Genomic DNA, 18,974 nt, shown 5'->3' on the forward strand with positions numbered 1-18,974 from the left:
AGATTTACAAAAAATAATCAACAGGAGAAAAACTTCGACCAGTGTCATTTCCAAAATTATATTACCCGGCTGTATATATTCATTGAAATGCCGGTGCTTATACCAAGAGGTAATAAATATTGAAAATGTCTTTTGCGGATGAATAAAAAATATTAATTTTCTGATATTTTTAAGAATATGTTTTAGGAAGAAATTATATTCAAGTTCTTAAATGAAATGACTTTGCTCGTAAAAATATTTTTTCAAAAGCGGTATCGAGGGTAGTAGTTTTTCGGGGCCATCAATAACAGGGTGTTAAAATAACGGCAATTAGTCTATTCAAATCTTTGCATAGAAGCATCTAATATTCTCACGAATCGGTATTAAGCCTTCGGAGAATTCAACCCTATTGATAGTTTACTAATCAACGCCTTGATTCCAACGGCCTGGGCGACTATTGAAAAAACTATAGAAAAGCCAAAATCCATATGGGCTTTAACATAAATATGATGTCAACACCGACAGCTTTGCCTTGATTCGGATATTTTATTACCTATCTGCCCATAGTGATTTATTGCCATGAAACTCATGGAGAGCACATCCGTATCAAAAGAATACGGTGATTACGAATACAAAGAAATACGAACTTCGTGATGCCGGCAGTACTGTAAGTTCGTATTTTTCAGAGAACAAAAACATTCCCGGTTATATGCAAAAACTTAACCGGACATCTCAGTGGTTTTGAAGAAACAAATATAAATTGTGAGATATGAGGAGTAATTGATGACAAGCGAACATAAAAAGACAATTTGGTTAAAGTTGGTTGAATTTCATGTTGGTCATCCGGTTCTGATGCTTATATTAATTGTTTTGGGCACCCTCTTCTTCGGTTACAATTGTTTAAACCTTAGGATCCACACCGATTTTTTCGATCTCTATCCTCCCAAACATGAGTATATCAAACTTTATAAGCAATATCGCAACATGTTCGGCACGGCAAATGTTATGACCATGGTTCTGGAGGTAAAAAAAGGGGATATCTACAATGTGGAAACCATTAAGAAGGTTGATCTGATTACCCAGGAAATCATGGCCGTAAAAGGGGTGGATAACTTACAGATTATCTCCTTGACCCATCCAAGGCTCAAGAATATCGGTGTGGGGGCAAGTGGTTTAAGAATCAGTCCGATCGTGAAAGTATTACCTGAAACACCGGAGGAGTTGAGATCTCTAAAAGAGAGGGTTTATACCAATGAGGGGGTGCGGGGCGTATATGTTTCCCCCGATGACAAAGCGGCTTTGATATCCGCCGGTTTTTGGGAAGAAGGTCTGGACTTGGATTATCTTTTTAAGGAAATGCAAAAGATTAAGTCGAAAGTCGATGACTCTAATCACACCCTTTATATTACCGGCTATCCCATGCTTTATGCTTGGATAGCCCACTATGTCCCTCAGCTTTACAATGTCTTTATCGTGACTGCGGTGGTGATGCTCATCATGCTGTGGTGGTATTTTCGCAGCTTCATGGGGGTATTCATCCCCATGATTTCCGCTGTGGTCAGCGCAATCTGGGGCTTGGGTTTTGCGGCAACGCTGGGAATAAACATTGACCCGCTTGTTCTGGTAATACCACTGCTTTTATCGGCAAGGGCATTGAGCCACTCTGTCCAGTCCATGGAACGTTACCATGAGGAATATGCCACTATCGGGGAGCAGAAAAAAGCCATCATCAGCGCTTACGGCTATCTTTACAAACCCGGTATTTTGGGACTGATCACCGATGGTCTGGGCGTACTCACTATTGCTGTGGCAAGCATTCCTTTGATGCGGAATCTGGCCATCTACGGTAGTTTTTGGATTATCTCTATCTATGTCAGTTCGATCGTAATGCATCCGGTTTTGGTTTCTCTCCTGCCACCGCCGCGGGCCAAGCATTTAAAGAAGGATCAGCTTGCAGCTTTGGACAAGGATGCGGCACGTGAGAAACTGAGAGAGATCACGGCACGTCCCGGTGATAAAATATACATAAAGATTGGTGAGTTTTTTATCTCCCTGACTCAGGGGTTCCGGAAGTGGATTGTTCTGGCTTTGGTTATTATAGTTATCTTTGGAGGCGGTTATTTAACGCAAAAACATTTGAAGGTAGGTGATACCAGCGCAGGCAAGGCTATACTCTATTCTGATCATCCCTACAATATAGCCGCGGATATTGTTAATAAAGATTTTATAGGCGCTAGTCAGATGGTTGTCGTTGCCGAAGGCACAGAAAATAAGGAAGGTTCGATAGCGGATGCGGCTACGGTAAGAGTTATTAATGAATTGGGGATTTATGCCCGCGACAATATCCCAGCCGTGGGCGGTGCCATAACCATAAGCGATATGATAAAAACAGTTTTCCGGATGTTTCATGATGGGCATCCAAAGTGGGCTATGTTGCCCGAAAAACCATTGGATGTGGAACAGGTTCTGCGTTTAATCAGTGGTTCCACAAGCGGAGGTGAGATGGATCGCTACGTATCCTTCGATTATACCAATGCAACCATAATCCTCTATTTCCGCGAGTATAATAACCAGGTCATTAAGGATGCCATTGCAACACTTAAGCAATATATTGATGATAACCCAGTCGATAAGATAAAATTTCGTTTGGCCGGTGGTATTTTAGGTATTCTCGCTGCAGTGAACGAGGAAGTGGAATGGTCCTACTGGATAAATATGGCGCTCATCTTTGGCTTTACATTCCTGTTTTGCACAATTGCATATCGGACCTTTTGGGGTGCGCTAGTCTTGTTTATCCCCCTATTGTTGTCGCAGGTGCTGAGTGATCTTTTGATGCTCGGGCTGGGGATTGACATGAACATCAATTCCCTGCCTGTGGCCTCGGTGGGCGTGGGTATAGGCGTTGACTACGGCATCTATATTCTAAGCCGCCTGTCGGAGGAATACCAGTTCAGCAACGGCGATTACAAAAAGGCACGTTACCTGGCAATCACTACAACAGGGAAAGCGATCATTTTTACGGCATCGACCCTGGTTGTTTCTGTTATTTTCTTTGCTTTTGCCAGTTTCAAATTTCAGGCTGAGATGGCGATTCTTTTGGCATTCCTGTTAGTTGCCAACATGGTTGGGGCACTAACTGTTCTGCCAGCTTTGGTCTCCATCGTGGGCCCTGAAAAGATATTGCCCAAGTACAGGGCATAATATCAGAACAGATTGCCATTGCGTTGCCGGGGTACAGATTTCAATTTTTATTACCCCGATAACAGCACATGATCAAATACGTAATCACAGAGAGGAACAAAATACATGAAAAGAGAGGTTGAAAATAAGATGGAAAGGAAAAGTACCCAACTTATTATCCTGGTGTTGCTGTCCGCATTATTAATATTTTCCAGCGGCCTTGCTTTTGCTGTGTCCAAGAAGCATGGGTTCAGAAATAGTATGTTTTCAGTATGTTTTATAAATGAGCAGGAAGGTTGGGCGGTAGGCGACCGGGGAGAAATCGAGCATACCACAGACGGAGGTTTGAACTGGGAGAAGCAGGATGCCGAGACAAACATGTTGCTTTTATCCGTTTCCTTTTGCAATCCCAAAGTAGGATGGATTGTAGGGAAAGGCAGTACGATCCTTTATACGGTTGACGGCGGCAAGACATGGAGCAAGCAGACTGCACCGGAAAGAAAGCATCTATTTGCGGTAAAAGCCCTTAGCCCTGAGAAATGTGTGGCTGCAGGTGATTGGGGAGCGATTTTCTATACGGGTAATAGCGGGAAAACCTGGGAAAACAAAACATGTCCAAAGGATGTTATTTTTTACAGCATGACTTTCGTTGGAGAAGAAGAGGGCTGGATGGTTGGTGAGTTTGGCACAATATTATACACGAAGGATGGAGGTATAACCTGGAACCCTCAGGATACAGGAACTGAAAACACGCTATTCGGGGTATCTTTTACTTCGAATCATCAGGGGGTTGTGGTAGGGTTGAGCGGCACGGTGCTAAGGACCGAAGACGGCGGAAAGACGTGGAAAACACTTACCCTGGCACGCGATGATAAAGGGGAGTATCCAACGTTTTATGAAGTTAAAATGCAGGGCAATTTTGGTATTGCGGCAGGAGACCGTGGGGAGATAATGACGAGCGAAGATGGCGGAAAGACGTGGCAGCCTACCGAAGTTTCAATGGATATAAAGCTATCCTGGTTCAGCGGACTTGATTTTTTGAGTGAGAAAAAAGCAATCATAGTTGGCGCGCGCGCGATGACCATCATAACTGAAGGCAATCAGATAAACCTGATGGGTTATATGCCTAATGGCCAGTCAAATTGAAAGTAGTCTAAAGCAATATAGTAAAACCGTTATTTGGTGCATGATTTTGGAGCATCAAAGAGAAAGAAGAGAATGCCAATTAAATCTTGGCGGAGACGGTAAAAAGATACAGCTAAGATAAGAATGATCATCAATATACTTTTAGTTTAAGAGAAGGGACATGTTACTTGGAAGCAGAATTTCAAAACAAGGTGGCTCTTATTACCGGTGAATCTATGGGGATTGGTCAAGCTATTGCGTTGGCTTTTGCAAGGGAAAATGCAAAGGTTGTTATTGCTGGTATTATGACAAATGGTGGTGAAGAGACTGTCCGGATGATCAGAGAAACTGGCGGCGATGCCTATTATATCAACACTGATATCAGCCAGCGAATTGAGATAGAGGAGATGATACTGGAAACTATCGGAATATATGACCGTATTGATTACGCCTTTAATAACGCAGAGATCGGTGTGAATTTAGCATTAACAGCAGATATCTCAGAAGAAGACTGGGATCATCTTATGGACATCAATCTAAGGGGGGTTTGGCTATGTATGAAATATGAGATACATCATATGTTAAAGCAGGGAGGTGGGGTTATCGTAAATATGTCGTCAGCTTCGGGATTGTATGGGACGCCTTACCAGTGCGCATATTCAGCCAGCACGCATGGGATATTGGGGTTAACAAAAACAACTGCTCTGGAGTATGCCAAATCGGGTATTCGTGTGAATGCCATTTGTCCGGGCCAGATCCACACTTTTGGGGCGGAGGAACACTTTAAACGTGATCCGGAAGCAGAAGCAAGGCTCAATAATACTATGCCGATAGGAGAGCTTGGGGTGCTGCTGGAGATTGCCGAGACTGTACTGTGGCTCTGTTCTGATGGGGCTTCATCTATTACCGGTCAATTTGTGGCTATCGACGGCTGGAGATCCGCAGTATAATTAAGTCATCTAATATCCTTAGATTGATCGTTCATTTGCCATTTTCCATGTTTCACGCGAATTTGTTGATTATGATAAACAAGGGAAACTGAAAGAAAAAAGGAAAAGGCAGCGTAACTATCCTATCGTCTTCTGTCTCAGGTAAGATATTTCGACTACAAATTTAACATTTTTCCGGGGACAGAAAAATGGACAATTTGTTTGCTATAAAACAGGACAAATCTCTTTGTTAATAACACTAAAATGGAGAATATAATATGCGATTTGAAAATAAGGTAGCCATAGTCACAGGGGCGTCCGGTGGCATAGGCTTAGCCATCGCCAGAGCTTTGGCTGGAGAATGCGCCAGTGTTGTGCTGACGGATGTGCACAAAGAGGTAGCAGAGCAAGGTGCTGAGGACATCAATACAACCGGAGGTAAGGCATTGGCGTTAAAGGTTGATGTAACCAGCGAATACGATGTCAAGGAGATGGTTCAAAAGAGCATTGCCAAATTTGGCCATGTGGATATCCTGGTCAACTCTCACGGTCCTAAGACCGATCACTACGCTTTTAAACGTTTTCACGAAACTGAACTTGAATCGTGGAGAGTGGAAACAGATATACTCTTTATTGGCACCCTTTTGTGTTGCAAAGCTGTCATACCCCAAATGCTTGGGCAAAAAAAGGGCAGGATCATTAATATAGCTTCGGATTCCGGCAAACACGGGACGGCTAATCTTGCCATTTATTCAGGGTGCAAAGCCGCGGTAGCAGGCTTCACCAGAGCTATTGCCCTGGAGTTAGCCGGAGATGGTATAACTGTCAATTGTATATCTCCCGGGCCGGTCAACACTCCAGCCCTGGCTAAGGCTATGACCAAATATTTGGGCATCCAAGACAAGTATGTGTCCGCGGTGCCTGTGGGGAGGCTGGGAGAGCCGGAAGAAATAGCAGCCATGGTCGCTTTTTTATCCTCTGAAGATGCCAATTGGATTACTGGCCAAGATTACAGCGTCAATGGTGGCTTAAGAATGTAGTAAAATGACTTTAAGGTTTATTCCTTGTATCCTCTTATTTCTTTCTTATTGATAGGAGTATTGGAATCTTATAAATATATAAGTATTTACAAAGCTATGATGCAATGTTGCCCTGATAATTTCAGTTTTATCATGTAGCTTTCCCATTCATCTCGAAGCTCAAAGTCGGCCAATGACACGATAGGAGGCACTCAGGCTGGAAAAAAGGATCAAGAAACTGCCAATAAAGAAGAAGGTCGGGGTTTTCGACATTTGAATTTTATCTATCATTTCAGCTTTTAATACACTACACGCATCCCTACGAATGGATCCAAAAAGTCTATTGCCAAAAGATAGCCTTTATAGCACATGACATATGTCAAATTTGTCATATGTCGATTTAGCCACAGTAGAGCTGGAGGTTGCTAAGAATTATAATTTTGGGTGCAGTGCTGTTTTTGATGGCTGAATATATTGGAACCCATTGGTGTCTGAGAGGATGGGGGGGATTTCTGGCAATGAGGCGCGGTCTTCTTCCAGTCCACTTTGGTAGTAATATTTTTCATGTTGGCTATTCATATTCTATGGTCGAATCATCGTCCGGGAAGTTGGAGGCCGCGGCTTGGCATATTTTAAGGAACCCATGGGTTATCTATTCCTTTCCAAAAGTTACTAAAGGTATGCACAGGTTATTTATGGTTACTATAAAAATAATAATGCAATATTAAAAAAAATATTGACAAGAACTAACATTTGTAACTATGCAACATATGACAAATTCGACATTTGTTATTCCATTCAATAGAAATTGGAAGCTGCTGATAAACTGCCACTTTTTCATAAATTTTTATATCATGTATGTATGATGGAAGTATTTTATCGATACGGGTGCATATGAAAAATACTCTGATTTTATTTTATGCAATAACTTTTTTATTTTATTTTTTGACCTTTGGGTTTTGCATACTTCGCAAAAAGATTTTAGAAAATCTCATGGCTCTGATTGGGTTGATTGCTAATGTAATTTGTATGGTTGTCCTTATGGTGTGGTCAGGACACGCACCTGTTTACCGGCTTTTTGAGTCTCTAATGTTAGGGGCGTTAATCCTATCAGTATTGGGGTTTTTGTTTAGCAGGCAGGAAGGGAAAATTCCTGATCTGAGATTCTGGGTATGGCTCGAGATATTGCTTATTATGGGTATAGCTGCTTTTGTAAGAAAAGAACCCAGCCCATTCGGATATGATTATGATGATCTTTATATCATTATGTTTCATGCTCTACGGATAGCAGTGGTTTCATTAACCTTGTTTTCGTCAGCTCTTTATATTCAATCCCGCTTTGATAGCCGCAATAGCAATTCTCTGGCTTTTTACCGTGCACATCTGGGAAGAAATTTTTTAATTTTGGGTGCAGCGCTGTTTTTTATAGCGGAATATGTTGGAATCCATTGGTGTCTGAGAGGGTGGGGAGATTTCTGGCAATGGGGTGCAGGGTTCTTCCAGTCCACCCTGATTGTTATGTATTTTATGTTGGCAGTTCATATTCCGGGTTCTAACCATCGTCCGGGAAGCTGGAGACCCAGACTTGGTATTGTATCCGGTTTTCTGATTTTAGCTCTGATGGCGATCAGGAGTATTATATGAGCAGGATTACGGAACGCCTTTCATCACTTAATTTTGCAGTATGGACCTTCGTTGTCCTTTTATTGTGGTTTGTCTGGGGATTGATACTGGCGTCAAATAAAGACTTCTTTAAATTGTTCAAGGAGATGAATTCTGTACTGACAATAGATTGGCTTATAAATCCCTTACAGGGAACAACTCAGCTAAAGCTTTGGTTTATAGGGCTTTGTCTGGTCATGGTTGGTATGGGCGTCAACCTTATCTTTTGTTCCTGGAATCGCATCTTAAAAATGATGCGGCATCGTTTCAGCGGGGCAAAACTCTTTATGCTGATAGTACATATCATTTTTGGTTTTGTTGCGCTTGGACATCTGGGAGGTTTCATGATGGGTTACAAACACGGGGATGTATCTCTTTTTAAGAACGAAGTGTTTTCGCTTGAAAACACTTATGATCTGAAAATAACTGATATCCATTTTGTAGATGACCCCAAAGTGCTTCAAAAATCACGAAGAGAAATCATGAATAATGAATTAAACTATAATAAAAATTATGCAGAAGTGACACTTAACGAGGGAGACCGTTTACTGGCTAAAGGCCGCATTTATCTGCTCAGGCCGTTATATTACAAAGATATTCAGATTACTCTGAAATGGTTTCTTTCCCCGGTTAACGAAGACGAAACCTTACACGCCTTGCCCGGCGTAAAATTGGCAATAGCCTGCAATCCGGTGCTGCAGGCATTTCTTGTTATTTATCCGTTAATGATATTGGGAATAGCAATTCATTTAATTATGACTTGGAAACATCCTGATAAAGGAGACACGAAAGAAGGACCAACTTCGATATGAATTTTAGATTTAAGTTTTGTGGTTACGAGGAGGAGAGAGAAATGAAGTTCTTTAAGATTTTTGGCTTATGGTTAGTTTTTTCGATTATTACATTTTTGTTGATTAATGTTTCTTTGGCTGAAGAATCGAACTCAGAGACACAAGTTTATGAATTGGGAGAGGTTATTGTTACCGGGCAACAGCAAGCGGTTAATTTGGCTACAACTGTTACTGAAGTAAGTTTGGAAGACATCAAGCAAAGAGGAGCTCAAACAGTTGCGGATGCGCTTGAACTTTTGCCTGCTGTTGATGTCCAAAGGGGTGGAAAGGGTCAGGCTTTTGTAAGTCTTAGGGGATTTGATCAAAGAGATGTCAAGGTTCTGATCGATGGCGTGCCCTCCCTTGAGACTTATTACGGAACTGTTGATTTAACCATGATTCCTATTGATGCAATATCCAAAATTACGGTAACCAAAGGGGCATCTTCTGCACTCTATGGTGCCAACACTATGGGAGGAGTTGTAAACATTATAACAAAAAAAGGAAGTAAAAAACCGTTTACGGAAATTACTACTTCATTTGGGGATTATAACACCAGAAAAATAATTTTAAATCATGGAGCCCAGGTTGGAAAATTTAATTACTGGTTGACATATGGCTATCAAAGTTCCGACGGTTACAGTCTTTCAGATGATTTTAACGAAAACAATTCTACGGTTGGATTGGGTACTGAATATAATGAAGATGGAGGTAAAAGGGATCTTAGTGATTATATAAAACGCACATTTCACGCCAAAGTCGGTTTTGATCCGGATCCGGATACCAGTATCTATTTATCATTTGACTATCATAATAATGAACGCGGGGTTCCGACCGAGTACAGCCGGTATTGGTCTTTTGACAAGTGGGATCAGTGGCATCTTAATCTGGCAGGAGAAAAGAAATTCAACGATATTGTTACACTCAAAGCAAGAGGGTTCTACGTTAAACATAAAGATACTTTGAAGGATGTAAGCTGGGATGCTAATCATACAACTTCAAGAAAATGGTTTGAGGAAAGTTCATATTATGATTATTCATCAGGAGGAATGCTGCATGCTTTTCTCGACTTTAAAAAGTGGAGTTATCTGAAGCTCGGAATAAATTATACAAGAGATAATCATAAACAACAAGATTATCTTGATTCCGCTTCTATGGGTGTACCGGGTTTTACACCCAAGGAAGATTATGAATCTGAGACATACACCTATGCGATTGAAGATGAAATCAAACCTTTGGACAACCTTTCATTCGTACTTGGTTTAAGCTATGATTATTTTAAACCTAAAAAAGCTTATGATCAGCCTGTGCCGGATAGTATCGACACTTTTAATCCGCAGTTTGGGGTGGTTTATGATTTAAATAAGGATACCAGCCTGCATGCTTCGGTTGCGAAAAAAACCAGGTTCCCTAAGCTTATAGAACTTTATAGTAATCATGCTGGTGGTAATCCCGATCTTGATCCACAAAAAGCCATAACTTACGAAGTCGGAATTTCCCGTGATTTCACTGAAAAAATTAAAGGAAGCGTGGCTTATTTTTATAATGACATTGATGATCTTATAGAAAGAGTTCGAGATCCTGTATCCGGTGACAGAATATACGTAAATATCAATAAGGCAAAGATAGAGGGTGTGGAGGCCAGCCTTGACTTTCATTTAATAAAAGATCTCTATATTAATGCTAACTACACATATATGTCTACAGAGGACGATGCCAACGATGACCGCGAATTGGAAAACAGGCCCCGACACAGAATAAATCTGGATGTGCGCTATCTTTTTCCGTTTGGGCTTTCAGCAAGTGTTCAGACTTCTTACACTCAGAGACAATACTGGGAAGATACAAGCTACAATTGGGAGAAACTGCCGGATTATCTTCTGCTTAATGCCAGACTTGCACAAAGAATCGGTAAGTTTGGGGGCCTTGATTCCGAAGTGTTTATCCAGGGAACTAATTTGACGGACATAGATTATTATGAAGGAAGTGGTCCTGAGCCAGGCCTGAATTTTCTGGCTGGTTTTAGTTTGAGATATTAATTCAAGCAAAGACTTATAAATAAGGATATTTATATGAAAAACTTTAGTTTTTGCATAGCACTTATTATGGTTCTATGGCTTGTTTCGTATCCCTGTGCTGCTTCTTCTAACACAGTGAGTATAACAGGGCTGGTCAAGCAGCCAATGAATCTGTCGATTGATGACCTTAATGGGTTTGACTCCATTAAGGTTCAGCTTAACGAAGTCATGACAGACGGCAGTTTCAGGGGTGTTTTCCTTTACAGGGGAGTACCGCTTAGAGCGCTTCTGGAACTGGCTTATATAGAAAAGGAAGAAAGCGCCTTTGGCAAAAAAGTGGATTTGGCCATTCGTATAAAGGGAGAAAACGGCAAAGTCGTAGCCCTTTCATGGGGAGAGGTTTTTTACAGGAACCCTGGAAGAATCATTATTGCCACATCTGCCCAGCCTATTATGCCAAAGCATTCCTGTACAGGATGCCACAGTCCTGAAGAATACCAGCCTCGTATGGACAAATTGAAAAGAAATATTGATTTTCCCAAACTGGTCATATCAAGTGACACTTTTGCCGATCGTTCTCTGGATGGTGTCACATCTATTGAGGTTATTGACTTGAGGCCCAAAATGCCGTCTGAAAAATCAGAAAAATTTTACTCAAAAGATTTTTCCATTATTGGTGCCAATATTAATAATAAAGACTTTAAAACACTTTCGGGTTTTCCAAGAACAAAGATGACCATCAAACATCTTGGGGAAGGCAAAGGCTTCCACGGAATAGATCGTTTTGAAGGGGTGTTTTTCAAGTCTTTGCTTGATACAGTGGAACTAAAACCGGATTTGGCTCAGGTGTTTCTTGCATCAGCTCCGGACGGATATCGTAGCCTTTTTTCATACGGTGAAATATATCTTGATACTACAGGTGATCGTTTGCTGATTGCGGACAGACTTGGTGGTAAAGATATCGAAAACGGAGGTAAATTTGTACTGGTTCCGCCGGATGATCTTATGAGTGACCGCGATGTGAAGGCATTGCAAAAAATTGAAGTACTTTCATTAAAACGCCCAGCTAAGATATATATCATCGGTGTGGGTTGCGGTGACACTAATCTTATTACCCTTAATGCCATCTCATCTATGGCCGAAGCCGATGCTTTTGTGGTATGCGATGATATTTTGAAGCGTTTTGGTAAATACATGGGCAAAAAGCCGGTTCTTTTTGATCATTACAAATCTTCGCCTCCGAAGGTCAGAAAAGAAAATCCGGGCATGTCAGAACCTCAAATCGAGGCAAAATTGGCAGAGAAAAGAAAAGAATATGCTGTAATTATCCAAAATGCTCTGGATAGTAATAAAACCGTGGCAATTATGGATTATGGAGATCCTACAATTTGGAGCGGATGGAGCTGGCTTAGACAGTATTTTCCTCAGGATCAGATTGAAGTGATTCCGGGGCTTAGTTCTTTCAATGTTTCAAACAGCATGATTCGAAGACGTATCGGTTGCAATGGTTCCATTGTACTTACAACACCAATGGGGATTCAAGAAAATCCGGAAATGATTAAAAACATAGCCGACAAAGGTGAAACTCTTGCCATCTTTATGGGATTAAAAGAAGTGCCTGCTTTGGCTGCAAAGTTTAAAAAGGATTTTAAAACGGATACTCCGGCATATTTGGTCTATAAGGCAGGGTATTCCGGAAGTGAACATGTTATCCAAACAGATTTAAATGGCCTTGCGGATGCGGCTGGCAAGTACCATGAAAAATTTCTGGGTCTGATCTATGTGGGTCGTTGCCTTAGCGAACTGGAAGGTGCCTGTTACGAAAAAAAATCTCACAATTAGTATTAAGTTGTGAATAATGAACAATGTAAATGATAACGCCGGTGCCGGATTAAAGCGACAAATCGGATTGGGTACTTCGATAATTCTGGTAATAGCCAATATGATCGGCACCGGCATATTCACAACTTCAGGATTTATTATTGAATCTCTGCAAGATCCAAAAGCCTTGCTTATTTGCTGGATAATTGGCGGGGTTTTCGCACTGTCCGGTGCTTTATGTTATGGAGAACTGGGTTCCATATTCCCCAGGGCAGGTGGTGAATATGTATTTTTAAAGGAATGTTTTGGGGAACGGCTGGGATTTCTTTCAGGTTGGATATCACTTATTGTGGGATTTTCAGCGCCGATAGCAGCATCCTCAATTGCCTTTTCAAAATATTTTTTCAATTCCGTTTTTGAAAGTAAAGGTTTACAGGTTCAGGATTCGTTGTTATTGGCAAATGCCCCATCGGTTTTAGCAATAGGAATTATTTTGTTGTTTTCTTTTGTTCATTGTTACAGCGTTTCAATAGGAAGCCGTGTGCAAAATGCGCTTACAGGTTTTAAAATTTGTCTTATTTTATGTTTTGTTGTTGCCGGTTTTTTATACGGCAAGGGTTCTATGTCCCATTTTTCAATCGAATTTGATCCGACTATACTGACTTCAGGTGGTTTTGCTACTTCTTTGATATTTATTTCCTTTGCATACAGTGGCTGGAATGCGGCCGCTTATATGGGAGGTGAGATAAAAAATCCTTCCAAGAATATACCCCTTTCTCTTTTTATCGGGACAGTTGTTGTCATTTGTTTGTATCTGCTTCTTAATTTACTTTATGTATATGCCCTTTCATTAAATAGCATGAGCGGGAAATTAGAAATAGGTGCTGTGGCTGCTGCTGGACTATTCGGTCCCAATGTAGGCAGGTTTTTTTCGGGTGCCGTTACAATATGTCTGCTTTCGGTAGTCAGCGCCATGATAATGGCTGGTCCCAGAGTTTATTATGCTATGGCAAAAGACGGGTTATTTTTCAATCTGTTTTCAAGATTAACAAAAACACAAAGGGTTCCGGCTTATGCCATAATATTGCAAGCCTTGATTGCAATTATAATGGTGATTACTTCATCTTTTGACAAGCTTTTGCTTTATATCGGATTTACACTTTCAATTTTTGCAGTGTTAACTGTATTGGGTTTGATGTATTTACGCGCTCGCATGCCGGATTCGAAACAAACTTATAAAACCTTTGGTTATCCAGTGACCCCGCTTATTTTTATTTTGGGAAATATGTGGATTATAATATTTTGTGTAAAAGAAAATCCTATAGTGACATTCTATGGCGCATTAACTATTATTTCAGGGTTGATATTCTATTTTATTTTTAAAAGAAGACAGGAACGTGGGGATTGAAAAACAAACAAAAAAACACCCCAACCGGTTATTATACTTTTTAATATTAATATCATTGGGGATTCATCTGATTCTGGCGGTTAAAATATCAGGATTTTACACCCCAGATTTGCTCAGTTATATTGAATTAGAGCTTAAAGATATTAGCAAGCCATTTATTCGGGAAATTCCCAAGCCACGCCGCCGTATAAAAGAATTTCAGTTACCTGAAAATCATAGGATATTAAAAATAAATCGAATTCAACCGCCTCAAAATATTCCCATGAAAATCAAAACGCCTGAAATATCTTCTAACGGCATTGTAGAAAATATCCCCATGCCTGACCTGTCTTTTGGTTCTCTTCATGTAAGCCAATGGCAGCCTGAGATATATAATGTTGAGTCCGGTGATTATTCTACCGCGGAAAGTTATCTTGAAATGGTAAAATTGCGGATCGAACAAAATAAAAAATACCCTGACAAAGCTCAGAGACTCCAAATAGAAGGACGAGTTCCTGTGGTCTTTGTAATAACTCCGGAAGGAAATGTTCGGGATATTAAAGTGATTATGCCTCAGCATGTGCTTCTTGATGAAGCGGCGGTGAAGGCTATAATGAATGCGGTCCCCTTTCCAAGACCTCCTGTAAATATTTTTAAAGGTGCTGTCCCTGTTCGGGTGGTTGTTGTGTTTGAATTAACATAAAAACTTTAGATGCTTTGTTAAATGATAACGTTATTACATTAGTGTAAATTGGATAGATAGTAATGACTTTTTATAAAAATTTATTTTTATGTATCATTTGCCTGATATTTTTGCTTTGGCCTCAGGCGACGTGGTCTGATGGAAAAATCAAGAACAGAGATGCTAATAATGACGGCAAGGACGATCAGATTGCACATTTTGATCAGAAAGGACGTTTAATTAAGCTTGAAATTGACAGTAATGCCGATGGAATAATGGACAGGTTCCAATATTATAAAAATGGTAAACCTGTGTGTGTTGAAAAAGACCTTGATTATAATCAAAAGATCGACTGCTGGGATTTTATAGAAGATGAGAAGAGAGTAAGGCAGGAAAAGGACAGCACCGGTAATGGAAAAGTCGATCAGATTATATACTTTGATATGAAAGAGAAGCCTTCAAGGATTGAAAAGGATTCAACAGGAGACGGTTATTTAGATACGATTTTTAATTTTGATAAAGGAGTACTTGCAAGCTCAACAAGAGATACCGATGCAGACGGAAAAATAAATATCTGGCAGACATATCAAAACGGAAAGCCTTTAGAAAGAAAAGAAGATCTGGACGGTGATCTGCAAGTTGAAAAAATTATATTGTTTGATGATGAAGGCCTTACAAAAGCAATCAAAATGGATTCGGACAAAAGCGGTAATATGGATACTTTCCGGTTTTTTGATAAAGGAGTTATCGTTTTACAGAAAAAGGATATGGATTCCGACGGCTGGTTTGAATCTGTAATTATATTTAAAAACGGAAAAGTATTTGTAGAACAAAAAGATTCAAACAATGATAAGGCATTTGATATAACCCTGAAATTTAAAAACGAAAAGCCTTTTTACCAGGAAAAAGACACTAACTTTGATAGAATAACGGACTTCTTCTGTGATTTCGATTCAAAAGGACTTCCGGCAGTAATCAAGGAAGATAGCAGGTATACGGGAAAAATAGACCGTATAAGACATTTTGAAAACGGCGAGATAAAAAAGATGGAATATGATTCCCAGGGGGATGCATTCATAGACCAGATTACCTTTTTTAAAGACAGTAAACCGATCTTGCAAACACTTGATGAAAATAAAGACTCAAAGCCTGATATAAAGATTTTTTTCAACCGGAAGGGAGAAAAACAAAAGGTTGAAAGTGATACCAATTATAACGGCAAACCTGATACTTGGCAGTACTACGAAAATGAAAAAATCGTAAGATTGGAAAAAGATGAAAATGAAAACGGTGCAGTTGATCAAAAATTGTATTTCGACAAAAACGAAAAAAGAACAAAACTACTCATGGATCAGGATCACAATGGTAGGTTCGAAACAACACAATGGTTTAACCGTCCGGATTGGGATGTTGTTATAGAAAAGGATATTGATGGAGATAAAAATACGGATGCCCGCCATTACTACAAAGATAATATTTTAAGGATTAAGGAAATAGATGAAAACGGTGACGGGAAGGTGGATCTTGTTGAATATTATGATAAAAACAAAAAGCTTGTAAAGAGTAAGGAAGATATTGGAAACTCCGGTATTTTAAATACTGTCTGGTATTATGACGGCAAGCAAGAAGCTGTTCGAGCCGAAAAGGATGTTGATGGAGACGGTAAGATTGATACCTGGTTTTACTATGAAAAGGGTCGTGTAGCAAAAGTTGAAGAAGATTCAAACCATGATGGCAAACCCGATATCTGGGAAGAATATGATGAATCCGAAGCAGTAGTAAAGAAGTCAAAGGATCTGGATTATGACGGGATTGTCGATGTGGTGGAAGATAATAAGAATACAGAGAAATAATTTAAACATTAATAAATATCAGGGGGTGTATCGATATGCTCGAATTCTTTTCGAAGGGCGGTATATGTATGTGGCCGATTCTTCTGTGTTCGGTTGTATCATTGGCTATTTTTATTGAGCGGCTTATATGGATCGGCAAGATGCGTAAGCGCGGACAAGGACTTGAGTCTAAGGTAACTGAGAAGCTGAAAAACAGGGATGATAATGATGCTTACAGGATTGCGGGCGAGAGTGATTCTCCCATGGGGCATGTATTGGTAAAAGCCATGGAAGTAAAAGACCAGGACCGGGAAACCATTGAAACTGTAATTGCTCATGCGACGGATGAAGAGGTTCAGGGCCTTTCGCGTTATCTTCAGGCATTGGCGACTATGGGCAATATTGTGCCTATGATGGGGCTTTTAGGCACGGTTATGGGTATGATTAAAGCATTTATGGTTATTCAGGAAATGGGAGGCAAGGTCAATGCTTCGGTTCTTGCCGGAGGTATCTGGGAGGCCATGCTGACAACAGCCTTTGGTCTTGCGGTCGCTCTTCCTATTGTTGTTGCTCACAGTTATCTTCTTTCAATGGTAAATGGCTATGAGTCAAGAATTCAGCAGGGCAGCGTTTTGTTTTTGAAAACCATATCATCTCTTAGAAATAAATCTTAGAAGGAATGTTTTATGATTAAAAGCCGTAAAAAGAGGGCAATTTATGAAGTGCAGATGCCGCTTACCTCACTTATTGATATTGTTTTCATGCTGCTGATTTATTTTCTTCTGACTACCAATTTTATGGTGGATGAAGGAATAAAGATCAAGCTTCCTCAGGCGAAAGCATCAAAGCCCCAGGTGGAGGAATCCATCACAATATTTGTGGATAAAGACGGCAGATCATATCTAAACGACCAGGTCGTTACGATAGGCGAACTTTTCAATAAGGTGAAGGATATGGTCGGGAATGACAAGGATAAACTGGTAGTGGTAAGGTCCGACAGGGGAGTAATACTCAACAAGGTGGTCAAGGTTATGGATGTCGCCAAGGCCGCCGGAGCTGGCAGGCTTTGTCTTGCTACGGAAAAGGATTTTTGAGTTTTTACAAATTCAATAGATCTTGGCTTTAGCCTTAAAAGAAGCATCCAAAGTATTTTAAAACTCTACAATATTCATTAACTTCAGAGAGGATCAATGCTATTGTTACACTCAAAATTCAATAATCTCATGATTATCATCTTTTGTTTTTATTTCTCTTTTGTTGTCGCCGGTTGCTGTGAAGGCCCCCTTAAGCACACGTTTTCCGATATTTCTCTCACGGCTCAGCCGGAAGTGTCTAATTCTCCATCACGCATCCAAAAGGCTGATGCACCTGAGAGAATTATTTTAAATCTGACCTTAACGCCTTCAACCAGCCAGGCGGTAACATGGCGCACGAACTTTCCCATGTTTTACCCCCAGGCCCAAATTGCACCTGCAACCGGATTTGCTATCTTTAACGAAAAAGCACACACCGTGAATGCTGAAACACAAACGGTTTCCTTGGAAGACGGCAGTGTGGTGTTTCACCATGCTGTGGTTTTTGAATCCCTTGTCCCCGACACGTTGTATGTATTCCGGGTGGGGATTGAAGGGCGTTGGAGCGAATGGAGCCAGTTCAAAACCGCCTGTAGTGGGCAGGTATCTTTTACGTTTGTCTATTTTGGCGATCCCCAGGAAGAGATCAAATCCAAGTGCTCGCGGATTTTCCGGGCTGCTTATAAAAAAGCCCCGAATGCTAATTTCTGGCTTTTTGTCGGCGATCTTGTGGATAACGGCGGCAAGGACGAAGAGTGGGAGGAGCTGTTTGATGCCCTTGGCTGGATACCACGGACTACCCCGTTGATCCTTTTGCCCGGCAACCATGAGTACCCTGATAAAAGATTCGTTTACGGAGCGGATTATAAATTGTTTAGTCTGTGGCGTCCTCACTTTACCTTACCCGAAAACGGACCCGCTGGTTTGGAAGAAACTGTCTATTATATAGACTATCAGGGGGTCAGGCTGGTGATGCTCAACGGAAACGAGAGGTTGGAAGATCAGGCCCGATGGCTGGACGGTATTTTATCCGAAAATCCACAACTTTGGACGATCGTGGCTATTCACCAGCCGATGTATTCCACCGGAAAACGGCGCAACAACAGCATGCTTCGACAACTGTTTGCCACGATATTTGATAAACATTCAGTGGATCTTGTGCTACAGGGCCATGATCATAGTTATAGCCGCACATATAAGATTAAAAATGGTATCAGAGTGGACCCGAATAAACAAGGAACCGTTTATGTCATCTCCGTCAGTGGCCCGAAGTCCTATCCCATCAACACACTACATCACAATCTGATGGAGAAAACAGGAAACGGAAGGCAGTTATTCCAAGTGATCAGCGTAAACAGTGCTCGTTTGAAATATGAGTCCTTTGATGCAACGGGAGCGCTTTATGACATGTTTATACTCAATAACAGAAAATGATTT

General features: G+C 40.7%; 14 protein-coding genes. All 14 read left to right on the forward strand.

The genetic code is table 11. The features are described 5' to 3' along the window. The first annotated feature begins 762 nt into the window (after positions 1–762). The 14 genes from KKC46_08850 to KKC46_08915 all read left to right on the forward strand — a co-directional run bounded on the left by KKC46_08850 (position 763) and on the right by KKC46_08915 (position 18,971). The gene (locus tag KKC46_08850) at positions 763–3,180 is read left to right on the forward strand and encodes an MMPL family transporter (protein ID MBU1053922.1); all 2,418 of its coding nucleotides are present in this window, start codon (positions 763–765) and stop codon (positions 3,178–3,180) included. Between the two features lie 105 nt (positions 3,181–3,285). Beyond that, on the forward strand, positions 3,286–4,305 hold the full coding sequence (locus KKC46_08855; protein ID MBU1053923.1) for a hypothetical protein: 1,020 nt from the start codon (positions 3,286–3,288) through the stop codon (positions 4,303–4,305). 167 nt (positions 4,306–4,472) lie between these two features. Then, positions 4,473–5,234, forward strand: a complete 762-nt coding sequence (locus KKC46_08860) for an SDR family oxidoreductase (GenBank protein MBU1053924.1) — start codon at positions 4,473–4,475, stop codon at positions 5,232–5,234. A gap of 257 nt (positions 5,235–5,491) precedes the next feature. After that, the gene (locus KKC46_08865) at positions 5,492–6,253 is read left to right on the forward strand and encodes a 3-oxoacyl-ACP reductase FabG (GenBank protein ID MBU1053925.1); all 762 of its coding nucleotides are present in this window, start codon (positions 5,492–5,494) and stop codon (positions 6,251–6,253) included. A gap of 873 nt (positions 6,254–7,126) precedes the next feature. Then, complete coding sequence (locus tag KKC46_08870; protein ID MBU1053926.1) at positions 7,127–7,876, forward strand: hypothetical protein; 750 nt, start codon at positions 7,127–7,129, stop codon at positions 7,874–7,876. Further along, entirely contained in the window at positions 7,873–8,706 is an 834-nt protein-coding gene (locus tag KKC46_08875) for a hypothetical protein (GenBank protein ID MBU1053927.1), read from the forward strand. The genes KKC46_08870 and KKC46_08875 overlap by 4 nt, the downstream gene beginning before the upstream one ends. Positions 8,707–8,747: 41 nt before the next feature. Next, positions 8,748–10,763, forward strand: a complete 2,016-nt coding sequence (locus KKC46_08880) for a TonB-dependent receptor (protein ID MBU1053928.1) — start codon at positions 8,748–8,750, stop codon at positions 10,761–10,763. Positions 10,764–10,796: 33 nt separating this feature from the next. Then, complete coding sequence (locus KKC46_08885; GenBank protein ID MBU1053929.1) at positions 10,797–12,584, forward strand: hypothetical protein; 1,788 nt, start codon at positions 10,797–10,799, stop codon at positions 12,582–12,584. A gap of 16 nt (positions 12,585–12,600) precedes the next feature. Further along, complete coding sequence (locus KKC46_08890; GenBank protein MBU1053930.1) at positions 12,601–13,971, forward strand: amino acid permease; 1,371 nt, start codon at positions 12,601–12,603, stop codon at positions 13,969–13,971. 109 nt (positions 13,972–14,080) lie between these two features. Then, the gene (locus KKC46_08895; protein MBU1053931.1) at positions 14,081–14,653 is read left to right on the forward strand and encodes an energy transducer TonB; all 573 of its coding nucleotides are present in this window, start codon (positions 14,081–14,083) and stop codon (positions 14,651–14,653) included. Positions 14,654–14,715: 62 nt separating this feature from the next. Continuing rightward, positions 14,716–16,485: a hypothetical protein gene (locus tag KKC46_08900; GenBank protein MBU1053932.1), complete on the forward strand. Its 1,770-nt coding sequence runs from the start codon at positions 14,716–14,718 to the stop codon at positions 16,483–16,485. A 35-nt stretch (positions 16,486–16,520) separates the two neighbouring features. After that, positions 16,521–17,138, forward strand: coding sequence for a MotA/TolQ/ExbB proton channel family protein (locus tag KKC46_08905; protein MBU1053933.1), 618 nt, complete (start codon positions 16,521–16,523; stop codon positions 17,136–17,138). Positions 17,139–17,150: 12 nt separating this feature from the next. Further along, the gene (locus KKC46_08910; protein MBU1053934.1) at positions 17,151–17,558 is read left to right on the forward strand and encodes a biopolymer transporter ExbD; all 408 of its coding nucleotides are present in this window, start codon (positions 17,151–17,153) and stop codon (positions 17,556–17,558) included. Positions 17,559–17,687: 129 nt separating this feature from the next. Then, complete coding sequence (locus tag KKC46_08915; GenBank protein MBU1053935.1) at positions 17,688–18,971, forward strand: metallophosphoesterase family protein; 1,284 nt, start codon at positions 17,688–17,690, stop codon at positions 18,969–18,971. Positions 18,972–18,974 lie beyond the last annotated feature (3 nt).

The sequence above is a fragment of the Pseudomonadota bacterium genome, from assembly GCA_018817425.1.
Lineage (GTDB): Bacteria > Desulfobacterota > Desulfobacteria > Desulfobacterales > RPRI01 > RPRI01.